This window comes from Streptomyces xantholiticus, assembly GCF_014651015.1.
GTDB lineage: Bacteria > Actinomycetota > Actinomycetes > Streptomycetales > Streptomycetaceae > Streptomyces > Streptomyces xantholiticus.
The window spans coordinates 13,140-27,716 of the sequence record NZ_BMWB01000027.1 but is presented as its reverse complement, the minus strand read 5'-3'; the positions used below and the strand labels follow the sequence as shown (position 1 = coordinate 27,716).

Sequence of the window (14,577 nt, the reverse complement as noted above, 5' to 3'; positions counted from 1 at the left end):
CCGTTCGCGGTAACGTGGCGGACGATGAACGCCACGCCCCCTGTCTCCGTGATCATGCCGGTCCTCAACGAGGAGCGGCATCTGCGCAACTCCGTCCGCCACATCCTCGAGCAGGAGTACGGCGGAGAGATGGAGGTGGTGATCGCGCTCGGACCGTCCACGGACCGTACCGACGAGATCGCCGCCGAGCTCGTACGGGAGGACTCCCGCGTCCACACCGTGCCGAACCCGACCGGCCGCACCCCCGCCGCGCTGAACGCCGCGATCAAGGCCTCCCGCCACCCCGTCGTGGTGCGCGTCGACGGGCACGGCATGCTCTCGCCGAACTACATCGCTACCGCGGTCCGCCTGCTGGACGAGACCGGCGCGCAGAACGTCGGCGGCATTATGCACGCCGAGGGCGAGAACGCCTGGGAGGACGCGGTCGCCGCCGCGATGACCTCGAAAATAGGCGTCGGCAACGCGGCGTTCCACACCGGCGGCCAGGCCGGCCCGGCGGAGACCGTCTACCTCGGGGTGTTCCGCCGTGAGGCGCTGGAGCAGCAGGGCGGCTACAACGAGGAGTTCATCCGCGCCCAGGACTGGGAGCTGAACTTCCGCATCCGCGAGGCCGGCGGTCTGATCTGGTTCTCGCCGGAGCTCAAGGTCCGCTACCGCCCGCGGCCGTCCGTGCGGGCGCTCGCCAAGCAGTACAAGGGCTACGGCCGCTGGCGGCACGTCGTCGCCCGCTACCACCAGGGTTCGATCAACCTGCGTTACCTTGCCCCGCCGACCGCCGTGTGCGCCGTTGCCGCCGGTGTCGTCGCCGGAGTCACGCTCACCCCGTGGGCCTTCGTCGTCCCCGGCGGCTACCTCGCGGCGATCACCGCAGGCTCGCTCCCGGCGGGCAAGGGTCTCTCGCTCAAGGCCCGGCTGCAGATCCCGGTGGCACTGGCGACGATGCACATGTCGTGGGGGTACGGCTTCCTCACCAGCCCCCGCTCGCTGGCGAAGAAGGTCATCGCCAGCCGCCGCCCGGCGGCGAAGACGGCAACGGCCTGACACTGCTGCGGACATGGCGAAGGGCCCGGCCACACGCGCGACCGGACCCTCGGGCATGCAGCGCTGCTACCAGGTGAAGCCCTTCTGCACCGGCATGCAGGCCCCCTCGTCGTCACCCTGGAGGACGTTCGCCGTGTCCGGGGTCCTGTTGTCGGTCCTGGCGGCCGACTTCGGATAGGCGTCGCCCTCCCGCCAGTCCGCGCCGACGATCAGCTGGATACCGGTGGCATCGGTGGACTTCTTCACCGAACTCAGCGGAACTCCGAGGGACTCGGCGACCGCCTGTGCGTCGCCCTCCAGTTCGGCGTTGGAGAACCGGATCATCGTCGTCTTCTGGGGGTCGAGCGTGCTGTCGGCCTTGGCCAGGGCGAAGCCCTTGTCGACCAGCAGCCCGGTGACGGCCGTCGCCCGGCCCCGCTCGGCGATCTGCCCGTCGCCGCCCGTGCCGTTCTGCACCATCACCGCGATCTCCTCGGGAGCCGCGGCCTCGTCCTTGGACTTCGCGGGCGCGGCCGGGGGCTTCTTCGGCGCCTTGCCGTCCAGCGGAACGTCCTCACGGACCATACGGAACAACTGCTCCGCGTCACCCGGCATCGGCTCCACCTTGCCCCTGAACCGGGGCTCGGGCCGCTGGCTGTAGACGTTCGGCATGGTCGTCATCGTGATGCGGGCGGTAGGGACGCTCTTGAGCTCCGTACCCAGGTCGTACAGGTCCTTGACGGTGTTGATGCCCTTGTCGACGGTGAGTGCGTCGATCGCCGCCTCGGCGAGCTTGCGCAGCTTGTTCGGGTCGGTGAGCTTGGTGTTCCTGCGCAGCTCACGGACCATCGAGTTCATGTACATGTGCTGCCCGTGCGCACGGGCCAGGTCGGTGCCGTCGTCGAACCCGTAGCGGGTCCGCAGCCACTGCAGTGCCTGCTCGCCCTGGATGTGGGTCGTGCCCTCCTCCAGTTTGAGACCGGAGCCCTTGCCGTCACGCGTACGGGAGTGGATGTTCTCCTCGACGCAGACCGGGACGCCCCCGATCGCGTCGGCCATGGAGACCACACCCGCGAAGTCGATCATCATGAAGTGGTCGATGGTGATACCGGTGAGGTCGTACCAGGTGGCGACCGTGCATCCCGGCCCGCCGCGGCCGAGTGACTCGTTGGTGAGCGCGAGTTCGGTGGCCGGGTAGGTCTTCTCGGTGTCCGGGTCGGTGCACTCCGGGATGTTCACGAGCGTGTCCCGCGGCATGCTGATGACCGAGATGTTGCTGCGGTCCGCGGAGAGGTGGAGCAGCATCTGGACGTCGGCGAGCGGCGTTGCGCCGAAGCTGTCCTTGGCGCCGCCGAGCTTCTGGTTCGCCGTGGAGTCCCGCGCGTCGGAGCCGATCAGCAGGATGTTCAGCGGTGTCTGACCGGCCGCGTTCGCCTTGTGGTCGGGCATCGCGTCGCCGAGTGTGAGGTCGTCCTTCTTGAGCTTGCTGTTCAGGTGCTCGTAGTAGAGGTAGCCCGCACCGGCGGTACCGAGCACCAGCACCGACACGGTGATCGCCATGCCGCGCAGTATCCGGCGCTTGCCGCGCTTCGGCCGCCGGGCCCCACCACGCCGGTGGCCCCCGGTGGCCCCCTGCGGCGTGGCGTCCGTCGAGCTCCGCTCGTCGTCCGGAGTCGTACGGCTGCCGGGAACACGACCGGCCCCCTCGCCGTACGGCCCCTCGTCCCAGCCGAGATCGCCGGGTTCCGCCGCGTGCTCCCGGGTCCCCTCCCCACGCACGCTGTTCCGTCCCACCCCTGGTCCCCCCTGTATTCAGGCCCGCGCCGTGAGCCGTTTCTCCGGTGTCACTCGGCGCAGACCTTCTTGTCGGCTTCGACTTTCTGGATGTCGTCCGGCACCTTCGCCGGACCGGTGATGGGCACCCCTGCGCCCTTGAAGTCGGGCCCGATCGTCAGCGTCATCGCTTCCAGACCCTGCGCGTCCTCCGTGCCGGGCTTCAGCGCCGCGGCCGGCAGGCCCATCAATTCCGCGAGCTTGCGGGCCTGGTCGGCCTGGTTCGGCGCGTACTCCAGCGTCGTCCTCGGGACGTCCGCCGGCGCGTTGCCCTTGTTGGAGGACTTCAGCACGCCCTCGGTGTTCTGCAACCAGTCGAGGGTCTTCTGCGCGGCGCCCTGAGGGCCGCCGCCGTTGAAGACGTCGACGCGGACGTCGGAGGCCTCGGCCCTGGTGCCCTTGAGGAGGGCGTTCTGCTTGTCCTTGGCCGCCTTCTTCTGTTGCTCGACCTCGGTGAGGGAGACGTCCTCGCGGACCATCGTGAACAGCTGCTCCGCCTTGGCCTCGTCGAGGACGACCGTCGCCTTGACCCTCTCGGTCGGGTTGTCCCTGACGGGCACGGTGGCGAAGGTCAGGTTCTTCATGTCGAACTTGCCGAGTTCCAGACCCAGGTCGCGGAGTTTGCCGATGTCGTCGATCTTGGAGTCGACCGTCAGGGCCTTCGTGCCGGCCTCGGCCAGCTTGAACAGCTTCGTCGGACTGGTGAGGGTGTCGTTCGACTTCAGTGTGCGCATCAGCGAACTGAGGAACTGCTGCTGAAGCTTGATGCGGTCCAGGTCGCCGCCGAATCCGACCGCGTGCCGGGTGCGGACGAACGCCAGGGCCTCCTCGCCCTCGACCGTGTGCTCGCCTGCCGGGAGATCGAGTTTGGAGTCGGGGTCCTTTATGTCCTTGTTGAGGCAGATGGGGACACCGCCGACCGCCGATGTCAGTGTCTTGACCGCGTTGAAGTCGGCCACCATGAAGTGGTCCGGCTGGATACCGGTGAGCTCGGTGACCGTGCGCATCGCGCAGCTCGGCGTGCGGCCCGACTGGCCGAGGCTGATGTTGAACCGGACGCCGTCCTCGCCGGGGATGGTCTTCGTCGTCCCGTCATCCTGCGTGGTCGGGCAGTCCGGGATGTCCGTGACCAGGTCGCGCGGGATGCTCAGCGCCGTCGCGTTGGTGCGGTCCTTGGACACGTGCAGCAGCACGGTGGTGTCCGCGTGGCCGGCGCTGTTCTTGTCGCCGTAGCCCTCGTTGCCCGAGCCGGTGCGCTTGTCCGTGCCGATCAGCAGGACGTTGATCGCGCGGTCCTTGCTGAAGCCGCCGGTGCCGGCCCCGTCGTCGGAGATCGAGTTGATGTTCGAGTTGAGGTGCTCGTAGTAGAGGTATCCGGCTGTCGCGGTGCCGACGAGCAGCAGCGCGAGGGTGCTGGATGTCCACAGCAGCGCTTTCTTCCTGCGCGACGCGGCCGGCTTTCGTTTGCGCCTGCCCGTCTGCTGCTGCGCCGCGCGGCCGCCGGAGGCGTCTACGGCGCGCCGGCTGCGCTGGCCGGGGACCTCTGTGGCCGGGGTCGGCGTACGGCGCCGGGTGCCGGTTCCGGCCACCGCGGTGCCGGGCCCTCCGGCTCTTCCGGCCCCTGTTCCTCTGGACTTCGGACCTCTGGCGGAGGGAATCGACTGCGGTGCGGATTGATCCAGTCGCAGCTCGTAATTGCCGGTCTGCGGGTTGAGTACCCACTGGTCGGCGGGGTCGATCTCGTCCGCCCGCTCACGGCTTTGTGCATCCACGGTTGCTTGAGTCCTCCGTCGGTGCCACGCGAGGCGCCTCCCCCCGACAGGCGCTCGGTCCTTCGATCCAGCAGTGCGCGACACGGGGTCGGGAGCACCGGATCGCGCCACACTATCCGCCCAGTTCAGCGTCGAGCGACGCCCGTGACAAATTCCACGCCCCTTACATGTGGGCAATACGCCCATTCCGTGTGCACTCTCTGCTTCCATTTGGCCATCGCTTCACTCACACATCCCTTCGGCGGCATTGGTGCCGGGAAATGTCGGTGTAGGGCTCGGTCCGGTGGTCACACCCGCATCCGGCTCCCCGGTGGCCCGGCCGGTCTCCCTCTCGTCGTTCGGCACGACGGTGACGGGTGCGTCCTCGCGCAGGCTCTCGAAAAGCTGCTCGGCCTCGGGCTGGACGAGTTCGTCCCGATTCGGGTCAGAGGAATGCGGCTGCCGTGGAACGGTGAGAAATTGGACCTTTTCGGTCGGAATACTGCGAATTGATCGCGTCAGATCGTAGAGGTCCCTGAGCGAGTCGAGACCGGGATCGGTGGTGATCGACTTGGTCGCCGCGTCAAGCACCGGATAGAGCCGCGTCGGGTTCAGCAGCACGCCGTTGCTCTGCACCTTCTTGACCAGGGCGCCCAGGAACTGCTGCTGGCGCTCCATGCGTTCGGTGTCGCTGCCGTTGCCCAGCGTCTTACGGGCCCTGACGAACCCGAGGGCCTGCTCGCCGTGGAGCGTCTGCGGCCCGGTCGGCAGCTCGAGGCGCGCGTCCTTGTCGTCGATCGGCTCCTTCAGACACACCTCGACGCCGTCCACGGCGTCCACCATGTCCTTGAAGCCCCGGAAGTCGATCACCATGTGGTGGTCGATACGGATCCCGGTGAGCTTCTCGACGGTGCGGATCGTGCAGGCCGCCCCGCCGAACTGGAAGGCCCAGTTGAACTGCGCCGGCCGTTCCCCGGTACGGCCGCCGTCCGCCTTGCCGCAGCTCGGGACGGTGACCATCAGGTCGCGCGGGATGGACATCGCCGTCGCGCTCTTCCGGTCGGCCGCGATGTGCAAGAGGATCGTGGTGTCGGAGCGCTGGCTGCCGCCGCCCTCGTCACGGCCGTATTTGCTGTTGCCCTCACCGGCGCGGGTGTCGGAGCCGAGGAGCAGGATGTTCTGCGCGCCGGTGGCGACGGGGGTGGGCCGCTCCTTCTCGTACGCCCTGAGTTCGGCGGCGGCGGTGATGTCGGTGGTGATGTTGGAGTCGAGCTTCCGGTAGAACCACCAACCGGCACCGGCGGCGGCGAGCAGTACGAGCGACACACCGAACGCGCCCCACCGCACCCAACGCCGTCGGCGCCTGCCCGCACCATCACCCGGGCCGCTTCCGCCGCCCGGCCCACGTGCGCCGGGCCCGCCGGGCCCGCCGGGCCAGGCCCCGCCCCGGCCTCCGTCGACGGGGCCGCTGCGGTCGCCGACTCCGCGGGGCCCGGCCCCGCCCCGGCCTCCGCCGCCCAGGCGTTTGCCGCCGCCGCGCTTGTTGCCGCCGCCGCGCGGGCCGTTGCCGGTGGCTGCCGCACCGGCTTCGGCTCCGCCGTCCGGGCCGGCCGCCGGGTCGGAGCCGGAAGCGCCTGTACGGGCGCCGTCCGGGGCATGGACGAGCCCGCGACCGCGTCGGCCGCGTCGGAGGCTCCCGCCGTGCGGATCGGCGGCCGTGCTGTCGCCGTCCTCGGCGGCATCACCCGGACCACCCCTGCCGGAGCGGACTGCCGGGGTCGAACCACCCTCCCGGGTGTCGGAGCCGGCCCGCTCGCCGGGGCGCGTGCCCGGTTCCGCCGGGTCCGTGCCGGGGCCGGACAGTCCGTCCGGCGCCAACGCGCGGGTGGGGAGGCCGCGTTCAAAACGCGTCCCCGCGCCGGCTGGACCGTCGGCTGCCCCTCGGTGGCCGTCACGGCCGGTCGACGTGACGGGCTCGTCCGCGTCGTCGGGCGCCGTGGCCGGGTCGGCAAAGGCAGCGCCGTCCTTGCGGACGGCCCGTTCGGCGAGTGCGACGGGGCCGTCCGTGCCGACGGGCTCCGCGGCCGCGGCACTCGGGCCGTCCGTGCCGACGGCGCCCCCGGCGGGGCGGGCGCTCCGTTCCGCGGCGGAGGGCCCTACGTCGGCCGGGTCGGTGGGGCGGGCGGGGCTGTCCGCGGGAGCCGGGCTGGTGCTCCCGACCGCAGCCGCGTGGCCGGGGGCGGTCCGGCCTCCGGGGGCAGCGTCCTGGTCCGCGGCAGCGGACTCCGCGGACCCCGTGCCGGCCTTGTCCGTCACTCGTGCGTCCATCCTTCATGGCGTCGGCGGCACGCCGGGCCGCCGATCGCTGGTCTAGACGGCTGAGCCCGGCGCTTGGTTGTGCGTTGCAGCACGCTTGCCGCTGATCATCCACCGCACGGGGCTGCCCGGCGGGGAGGGCTCGGCCCGAGTGTGGGCCACACGAGTGGACGTCAGGCGCCGGTCATACCGCTGTGGCGGTGACCCGCTCGCTCTCGACGCGCTTCGTCAACGCCTCCTCCGACAATGCGTCCAGATGCCGGCACAGCACCACGGAACCGCCGGACGCCAGCGGGGCGAACAGCCCGGCGGACAGACCGTCCCAGGAGTCGTACGGCTTCCCCGACAGCAGCCGCGACCCCGGCCCGAGGCCGAGCCGGTCCGCGTCCGCCCGGGCCCGCTCCACCAGTTCGGCACCCGTCAGTTCCACGTCACCGACGACCAGCGCCGGCTCGTCAGGGTCGACCGGCGCGTAGGCGGCGAACCGGTCGCCCTGGCCGGGCACTTCGACGGCGTAGTCGGCGTAACCCGCCGGCGGCGCCGGGAAACGGCGCCCCAGCGGCGCCAGGGACAGCGCGATCCGCTCGCCACCGCACGCGAGCCCCGCGTCGAACTGCCCGGGCCCGGCCACCACGAGGTCCGCGCGCGCCGGGTCACCCCCGACGTCCGCAATCACGCCCACGGAGGAACAGGCCAGCAGCCAGACGGCGCTCTGCCAGTGCGCCGGCAGCAGCAGCGCGAGCCGGTCGCCCGGCCCGGCGGAGAGCTCGCCCTGGAGCAGATTCGCCGTCTTCGCCACCCAATTGGCGAAGGTGGCGACGGACAATTCGACCCGCTCACCGGTGGCATCGTCGTAGAAGGTGACCAAGGGACGCGCGGGGTCCGCGGCGATCGCGGATCGCAGCAGGTCGGCAGGGGTACGGTCGCTGGCGTTCACTCGCGCAAGCGTACGCCGCCCTCCGCCGCCCGAGCGGCCGCTCGGGTGACGGTGTGCTCCGCTCGGGACGATGGGCCGTCACTTTCTCGGAAGTTTCCCGGCGAGCGTGGCCCGCCGCCGAGGCCCAGGATCCTTCCCATGCGTGGATACCTGGCTTCTTCCGTCGGAGTGGCGTGCGCGACCGCGCTCGTCATCCCGCTTTCGCTCGCTTCCGGCGCGCTCGCCGCGCCCCTGCCGGCCACTGCGGTCCCACAAGTACCGGACGTGCCCGGCTCGACCCAGTCCCTGCCACTGGAACCCCTCGGCAAAACCACCTCGGAGCGGTCCCACGGCGCCACCGGACAAGGCCTTCGCGAGCAGGGCCTCCCCGAACAGGAGGTCGACCCGTTCTCCCTCGTCGGCGTGGTCTGGGAGGACGCGCTCACCGAACTCCATGGCACCGTCGAGGTACGCACCCGGGCCCTCGGCTCCGAGGTCTGGTCCGACTGGCAACAGGTCGAGACCCACAACTCGGAGCACGGGGCGGACCCCGGCACCGCGGAGGGCGAATCACCCACCCTGCGCGGCGCCACCGCCCCGCTGTGGGTGGGCCCCTCGGACGGCGTGGAGGTGCGCGTGCGAGCGGCCGACGGCAGTTCGGCCGAACTGCCCGACGGGCTGCGCCTCGAACTCGTCGACCCCGGTGAGGACCCGGCGGACATCGGACGGTCCACCGACAGGACGGAGCCCGGGGCGGCGGGCCCCGACCCGGTGATCCAGAACCCTCAGGAGCCCCAAGACCCGCAGGGCAACGACACCGAGCCCACCGTGGGCCGCGGTTCCCTCGGAGGCCTTCTGATCCCCGCCCTCAACCAGGCCGACACCGAGGTCGAGGCAGCGGTGGCAGGCGATCTGCTCGCGGGCGATCTCACGGCCGGTGCCAAGCCGTACATCGGGCCGCGGCCGGCCATCGTCACCCGCAAGGGGTGGGGCGCGGACGAGTCGTGGCGGGAGAAGGAGCTCGTCTACACCGACTCGGTGAAGGCCGCGTTCGTCCACCACAGCGCCACCGGCAACAACTACACCTGCAAGCAGGCCCCCTCCGTTATCCGCAGTATCTACCGCTACCACGTCGAGAGCAGCGGCTGGCGCGACATCGGCTACAACTTCGCCGTCGACAAGTGCGGAAACATCTACGAAGGCCGGGCAGGAGGCGTGGGCAAGCCGGTGCTCGGCGCGCACACCCTGGGTTTCAACAGGAACAGCACGGGCATTGCCGTGCTCGGCACGTACAGTTCCTCCAATCCGCCGCAGGCGGCGGTGACCGCCGTGGCCAGGCTGACCGCGTGGAAGCTCGGCCTTCACGGGATCAATCCGAAGGGCAAGGTGACGCTCACCTCGGCCGGCAGCGGCAAGTACGCCGCAGGTGCGAAGGTCAGGCTCAACGCCATCTCCGGACACCGCGACGGCTACGTCACGGACTGCCCCGGAAGCCGCCTCTACAGCCGGCTCGGAACCGCCAGAACGGCTTCGGCCGAGCTTCAGGGCCGCTGACCGGGGAGGGGCCGGGCGCCGTCCGCGCGACTCGTAAACTGGCCGGTCCGAACCGCGACCGTGCCCGGCCCCAGCAGGAAGCAGAGAACGCATTGAACCAGGCCCCAGAAGCGATTCTCCTGGTCGGAGGCAAGGGCACCCGGCTGCGTCCGCTCACCGTCCGCACTCCGAAGCCGATGGTTCCGGCGGCCGGCGTGCCCTTCCTCACCCATCAACTGGCGCGGGCGCGGGCGGCGGGCGTCGAGCACATCGTGCTCGCCACGTCCTATCTGGCCGAGGTCTTCGAGCCGTACTTCGGCGACGGCTCCGCCCTCGGCCTGCACCTGGAGTACGTGACGGAGCAGGAGCCGCTCGGCACCGGCGGGGCCATCCGCAACGTGGCCTCCCGGCTGCGGTCCGGTCCGGACGATCCGGTCCTCGTCTTCAACGGCGACATCCTCACCGGGCTCGACATCGAGGCCCTCGTCGACATCCACCGTTCCTCCGGCGCCGACGTCTCCCTCCACCTCACCCGCGTCGACGACCCGCGCGCCTTCGGCCTGGTGCCGACGGACGGTACGGGCCGCGTCACGGCGTTCCTCGAGAAGCCGCAGACGCCGCAGGAGATCGTCACCGACCAGATCAACGCGGGTGCGTATGTGTTCCGGCGCTCGGTCATCGACACGATCCCCGCGGACCGGCCCGTTTCCGTCGAACGGGAGACCTTCCCGGAACTGCTGAGCTCCGGCGCCCACCTCCAGGGCATGGTGGACTCCACGTACTGGCTGGACCTCGGCACCCCGCACGCCTTCGTACGCGGCTCCGCCGACCTGGTCCTCGGACGTGCGCCGTCCCCTGCCGTGCCCGGCCGGCGCGGCGACCGGCTTGTGCTGCCGTCCGCAACGGTGGCACCCGGCGCGAAGCTGACCGGCGGCACGGTGGTCTGCGAGGGGGCACGCGTCGGCGAGGACGCCAGGATCGACGGCAGCACGGTCCTGGCCGGCGCGGTCGTCGAGCCCGGGGCCGTGATCTGCGACTCCCTCGTCGGCGCGGGCGCGCGGATCGGAGCGCGTACGGTGCTGTCCGGCGTGGTCGTCGGGGACGGCGCGGTCGTGGGCGAGGACAACGAGCTCAGGGACGGCGCTCGGGTGTGGTGCGACGCGGTGCTCCCGGCCCGCGCGGTCCGCTTCTCCTCCGACCAGTAGCCGACGACCGGTACCAGTAGCCTGGCCGCATGGCAGGGCGCTTCCGACCGGGTACGAGCCGCGCCACCGTACGCGGTGGCGCGACGCGCGCACCCGTCGCGATACCGCGACAGGTCGCTGCCGATACCGCCCCGTGTCTCCGCCGGTGGACACCGCCCTGGCCGCTCGACATCGGGCTTGTCCTCGGACCGTTGCGGCGCGGTCCGGCCGACCCCACCTTCCGTACGACGGCCGACGGCTCGGTCTGGCGGGCCAGCCGTACGCCCGCCGGGCCGGGCACGCTCCGGGTCGCGATGCGGGCAGGCACCGTCGAGGCGGATGCCTGGGGGCCGGGCGCCGAGTGGCTGCTCGACCAGCTGCCCGAGCTGCTCGGGGCGGCGGACGAACCCGACGCGTTCGCCCCGCGGCACCGGCTGGTCGCCGCCTCGCTGCGCCGCCGGCCCGGACTGCGGCTGCTGCGTTCGGGGCTGGTGCTGGAGTCCCTGATCCCTTCGATCCTCGAGCAGAAGATCACCACGGACGAGGCGTACCGGGCCTGGCGACTGCTCGTCCGTAAGTACGGTGAACCGGCGCCGGGCCCCGACACCGGCATGTACGTGATGCCGGAACCGCGCGCCTGGGCACTCGTCCCTTCCTGGGAGTGGCACCGCGCCGGTGTCGACAACAAGCGCGCGTCGACGATCCTGCGTGCGGTGAAGGTCGCGCGCAGGCTCGAGGAGGCGGCGGCGATGCCTGCCGAACAGGCCATGGCGCGGCTGGAGTTGATTCCCGGCATCGGCCCATGGACGTCGGCGGAGGTCATCCAGCGCAGCAACGGCGCGGCCGACGCGGTCACGGTCGGCGACCTGCACCTGCCGCGGATCGTCGGCTACGCGCTCGCGGGCGAGCGCAACACCGACGACGCGGCGATGCTGGAACTGCTGTCCCCCTACGAGGGCCAACGCCACCGCGCCGCCCGTCTCATCCTGCTCTCGGGCCGCACGCCCCCGCGGCGCGAACCCAAGATGCGCCGCGTCGACATCGCGCAGTGGTGAGGGCCGCCCTGCGGGACGCGCCGCGTCAGCGGTGGATTCCGTCCGGGCCGCGGCTTCGTCCGAGATGGTGCGCGTCGCGGAGGGGTGTGCGTCGGGGGAAGCCGCAGCGGCCGCCCCGGGAGTCCCTTATCGGACCTCGATGAACGCCGACGGCTCCCGCCGTGCCCGCGTCTTCGCCGCAGCCGCCGCATGACCGATGGCGACCGCACCCATCGGGTCCCACGTCTCCGGCAGCGACAGCACCTCGCGGACCACGTCCCGGCAGAACATCGTCGACGACACCCACGCCGAGCCCAGCCGCTCACCCGCCAGCGCCACCAGGAAGTTCTGGACGCCCGCGCCCGCCGCGACGACGAACATCTCGCGTTCGGCCGTGTCCCTGCGGTCGTCGCCGTATGTGTGCGCCCCCTCCGTCACCAGGCACGGCACTGCCAGGTACGGCGCGTTGCGCAGGACGTCCCCGCGACGGACGCGCGCCGCGATCGATTCCTCCGACTTGCCGTCGCGCCGCAGGTCCGCGATCCACGCGTCCCGCATCGCGTCCAGGAGCCGCAGCCGTGACGTTGCCGACTCGAGGAGCACGAAGCGCCACGGCGTCGTGTGGTGCGGCGCCGGTGCCGTCACCGCCGCCGCAACCGCGCGTCGTACCGCGCCGCCGTCCACCGGCTCGTCGGTGAACTCCCGCACTGTACGGCGCAGCGTCACCGCCTCTCGAACCGCCTCCGAGGTGCCCAGCCGGAACATGTCGTCGGCCGCGCTCCGGATCAGCGTGCTCGCGCCGTCGTGGGTGTCGGCCACGACGTGCGCGAGCCCGCGTACGACTGCGACCGGTAGCCCGCTGGTCTTGCCCTTCACCAGGTCGCCCGCGGCGGCGAGTTCGTCGGCGGTGGCGACCACGGTGGCGCCGAGCGGATTGCCGTGGGCGTCCATGCCGCCGCGCAGGTCGTCCAGCACCCGCACGCCCGCCGCGCCGATCGCGACGTCGGTGAGCCCGGCCCGCCAGGGCCGGCCGAAGGTGTCGGTGACGATCACGCCGACGTCGACACCGAGTTCGTCGCGCAGGCCCTCGCGGATCGCCCGGGCGGAGGCGTCCGGGTCCTCGGGCAGCAACAGCACCGTTCCGGCAGGGGTGTTGGAGGCGTCGACTCCCGCCGCGGCCATCACCAGGCCCTGCCGGTTCTCGACGATGCGCAGGGCGCCGCGCCGCGCCACCACCCGTACCGTCTCCGCGTCGATGGCGGCCTCGCGGTCCGCCGCCTCGACGAGCCGCCCCTCCGCCTTGCTGACGATCTTGGAGGTGACGAGGAGCACGTCCCCGTCGGCAAGGCCGGGCGACGTGGCGGCGATCAGTTTGGCGAGGTTGTCGCCGGGCCGGATCTCGCCGAGTCCTGGCAGCGCCCAGACCCGGTACGAGGCCGGGCTCACGCCCGTACCTCCTCGGCCAGGGCCAGCGCCGCACGCGCCATCTCCGCGGCCGCGTCCACGTCGGTCATCATCAGCGGCACGGCCTTGCAGACGATGCCCGCCTCCTCGACGGCCGGGACCGAGGCCTCGTCCACGAGGTCGACGAGCCAGCCGTCGAGCAGCCCGGAGCCGTAGTGCCGGGCGACGGCCGCCGCGGTCGCCTCGACGCCCACCGCGGCGAGCACCTTGTCGGCCATGCCGCGCACGGGTGCGTCCCCGACGATGGGGGAGAGGCCGACGACCGGTACGCCCGCCTCCGCGATGGCCTCGCGGATGCCGGGCACGGCGAGAATGGTGCCGACGCTGACGACGGGGTTGGACGGCGGGAAGAGGATCACGTCCGCGGAGGCGATGGCCTCCAGTACGCCGGGCGCGGGCTCGGCCTGGTCCGCGCCGACCGGTACGACGGCCTCCGCAGCGACGGAGGCGCGCAGCCGCACCCAGTACTCCTGGAAGTGGATGACCTTGCGCTCGCCGTCGACCGTCACGGCGACGTGTGTCTCCACCCGGTCGTCGGACATGGGCAGGAGTCGTACGCCCGGCTTCCACCGGTCGCAGAGCGCCTCGGTGACGGCGCTGAGCGGATAGCCGGCGCTCAGCATCTGCGTACGGACGATGTGGGTGGCGAAGTCGCGGTCGCCGAGACCGAACCATTCCGGGCCCACGCCGTATGCCGCCAGCTCGCTCTTGACCTGGAAGGTCTCGTCCTGGCGGCCCCAGCCCTGGTCCTCGTTGATGCCACCGCCGAGGGTGTACATCACGGTGTCGAGGTCGGGGCAGACCTTCAGGCCGAAGAGATGGATGTCGTCACCGGTGTTGCCGATCACCGTGACGTCCGCTTCGGGCGCGGCCTGCTGGAGACCGCGGAGGAAACGGGCGCCGCCGATACCGCCGGCCAGAACCACAATGCGCATGCGGCCATCCTCGCAGGTCCCCCGGAGGCGTCAGACGGGAACGGTCTCCGTGGTGCAGCGGGCTGCCCGGTGCATCGGCATCTCGGTCAGGCCCGGGTAGTAGACGTGCAGGCTCACGGCCGGTTCGAGTGAGTCGTTGGCGACCTCGTGTGCGTAGCCCGGCGCGAAGACCCGCTGGGAACCCGCCGTCAGGGACTGCTCGCCGCGCTCGGTGCGCTCGGTCAGTTCGCCCTGGAGGACGGTGAGGACACCGGAGGAGGGACCGTGGTCGTGCAGTCCGCTGCCCTGGCCGGGTACCCAGCTGAGCAGCCAGACCTCGTAGCCGGGGCCGGTGCGCAGCCGGTGGTACCAGCGCGAGGTGGCGTCGTACTCGACGAGGTGTTCCCACTGTGCGCGGTCGGCGGCGATGGAGCGGGCGAGGCCGGCGAACTCGGCCACGGTGACCGGGTGCTCACGGGCGGGCTGGAGAAGGTGCTGTACGGCGAGGATGTCGCCGGCGATCTGGAGGTCGCTGTCGCTGTTCATTGGTGCGGGGGTTCCTCAGCAGAAGTGCATGGGGTGTCGCAGAGCGGGAAGGTGACGCAGGGTGCG

The 14,577-nt window shown here is 71.5% G+C and carries 11 protein-coding genes; 4 read left to right on the top strand and 7 right to left on the bottom strand.

Annotated elements, in window-relative coordinates; genetic code table 11:
- Positions 1–24: 24 nt before the first annotated feature.
- The gene (locus IE198_RS29355) at positions 25–1,041 is read left to right on the top strand and encodes a glycosyltransferase family 2 protein (RefSeq protein WP_189892030.1); all 1,017 of its coding nucleotides are present in this window, start codon (positions 25–27) and stop codon (positions 1,039–1,041) included.
- Between the two features lie 66 nt (positions 1,042–1,107).
- On the opposite strand, the gene IE198_RS29350 is transcribed toward IE198_RS29355, so the two are convergent.
- From IE198_RS29350 to IE198_RS29335, 4 genes are all read right to left on the bottom strand, one after another.
- A complete protein-coding gene (locus IE198_RS29350) occupies positions 1,108–2,814 on the bottom strand; it encodes an LCP family protein (RefSeq protein WP_229834450.1) in 1,707 nt (568 codons plus the stop codon).
- A 50-nt stretch (positions 2,815–2,864) separates the two neighbouring features.
- Positions 2,865–4,625, bottom strand: a complete 1,761-nt coding sequence (locus IE198_RS29345) for an LCP family protein (RefSeq protein WP_189892028.1) — start codon at positions 4,623–4,625, stop codon at positions 2,865–2,867.
- Positions 4,626–4,847: 222 nt separating this feature from the next.
- Positions 4,848–6,920, bottom strand: a complete 2,073-nt coding sequence (locus tag IE198_RS29340; protein ID WP_373300016.1) for an LCP family protein — start codon at positions 6,918–6,920, stop codon at positions 4,848–4,850.
- A 184-nt stretch (positions 6,921–7,104) separates the two neighbouring features.
- Entirely contained in the window at positions 7,105–7,857 is a 753-nt protein-coding gene (locus IE198_RS29335; protein WP_189892026.1) for a TIGR03089 family protein, read from the bottom strand.
- 138 nt (positions 7,858–7,995) lie between these two features.
- Here IE198_RS29335 and IE198_RS29330 point away from each other — a divergent pair, with 138 nt between their 5' ends.
- The 3 genes from IE198_RS29330 (at position 7,996) to IE198_RS29320 (ending at position 11,608) form a co-directional block, all read left to right on the top strand.
- The gene (locus IE198_RS29330; protein WP_189892024.1) at positions 7,996–9,390 is read left to right on the top strand and encodes a peptidoglycan recognition protein family protein; all 1,395 of its coding nucleotides are present in this window, start codon (positions 7,996–7,998) and stop codon (positions 9,388–9,390) included.
- Positions 9,391–9,482: 92 nt separating this feature from the next.
- Positions 9,483–10,574 carry a mannose-1-phosphate guanylyltransferase gene (gene manB, locus IE198_RS29325; protein WP_189892022.1) on the top strand — a complete coding sequence of 364 codons (1,092 nt, stop codon included), beginning with the start codon at positions 9,483–9,485 and terminating at the stop codon, positions 10,572–10,574.
- Between the two features lie 29 nt (positions 10,575–10,603).
- Entirely contained in the window at positions 10,604–11,608 is a 1,005-nt protein-coding gene (locus tag IE198_RS29320) for a DNA-3-methyladenine glycosylase family protein (protein WP_189892020.1), read from the top strand.
- A gap of 126 nt (positions 11,609–11,734) precedes the next feature.
- Here IE198_RS29320 and IE198_RS29315 read toward each other — a convergent pair whose 3' ends face one another.
- The 3 genes from IE198_RS29315 to IE198_RS29305 are packed head-to-tail and all read right to left on the bottom strand — an operon-like array spanning position 11,735 to position 14,511.
- Complete coding sequence (locus IE198_RS29315; protein WP_189892018.1) at positions 11,735–13,033, bottom strand: coenzyme F420-0:L-glutamate ligase; 1,299 nt, start codon at positions 13,031–13,033, stop codon at positions 11,735–11,737.
- The gene (cofD, locus tag IE198_RS29310) at positions 13,030–13,986 is read right to left on the bottom strand and encodes a 2-phospho-L-lactate transferase (RefSeq protein ID WP_189892016.1); all 957 of its coding nucleotides are present in this window, start codon (positions 13,984–13,986) and stop codon (positions 13,030–13,032) included. The genes IE198_RS29315 and cofD overlap by 4 nt, the downstream gene beginning before the upstream one ends.
- 30 nt (positions 13,987–14,016) lie before the next feature.
- Positions 14,017–14,511: a cysteine dioxygenase gene (locus tag IE198_RS29305; RefSeq protein ID WP_189892014.1), complete on the bottom strand. Its 495-nt coding sequence runs from the start codon at positions 14,509–14,511 to the stop codon at positions 14,017–14,019.
- Positions 14,512–14,577: the final 66 nt, after the last annotated feature.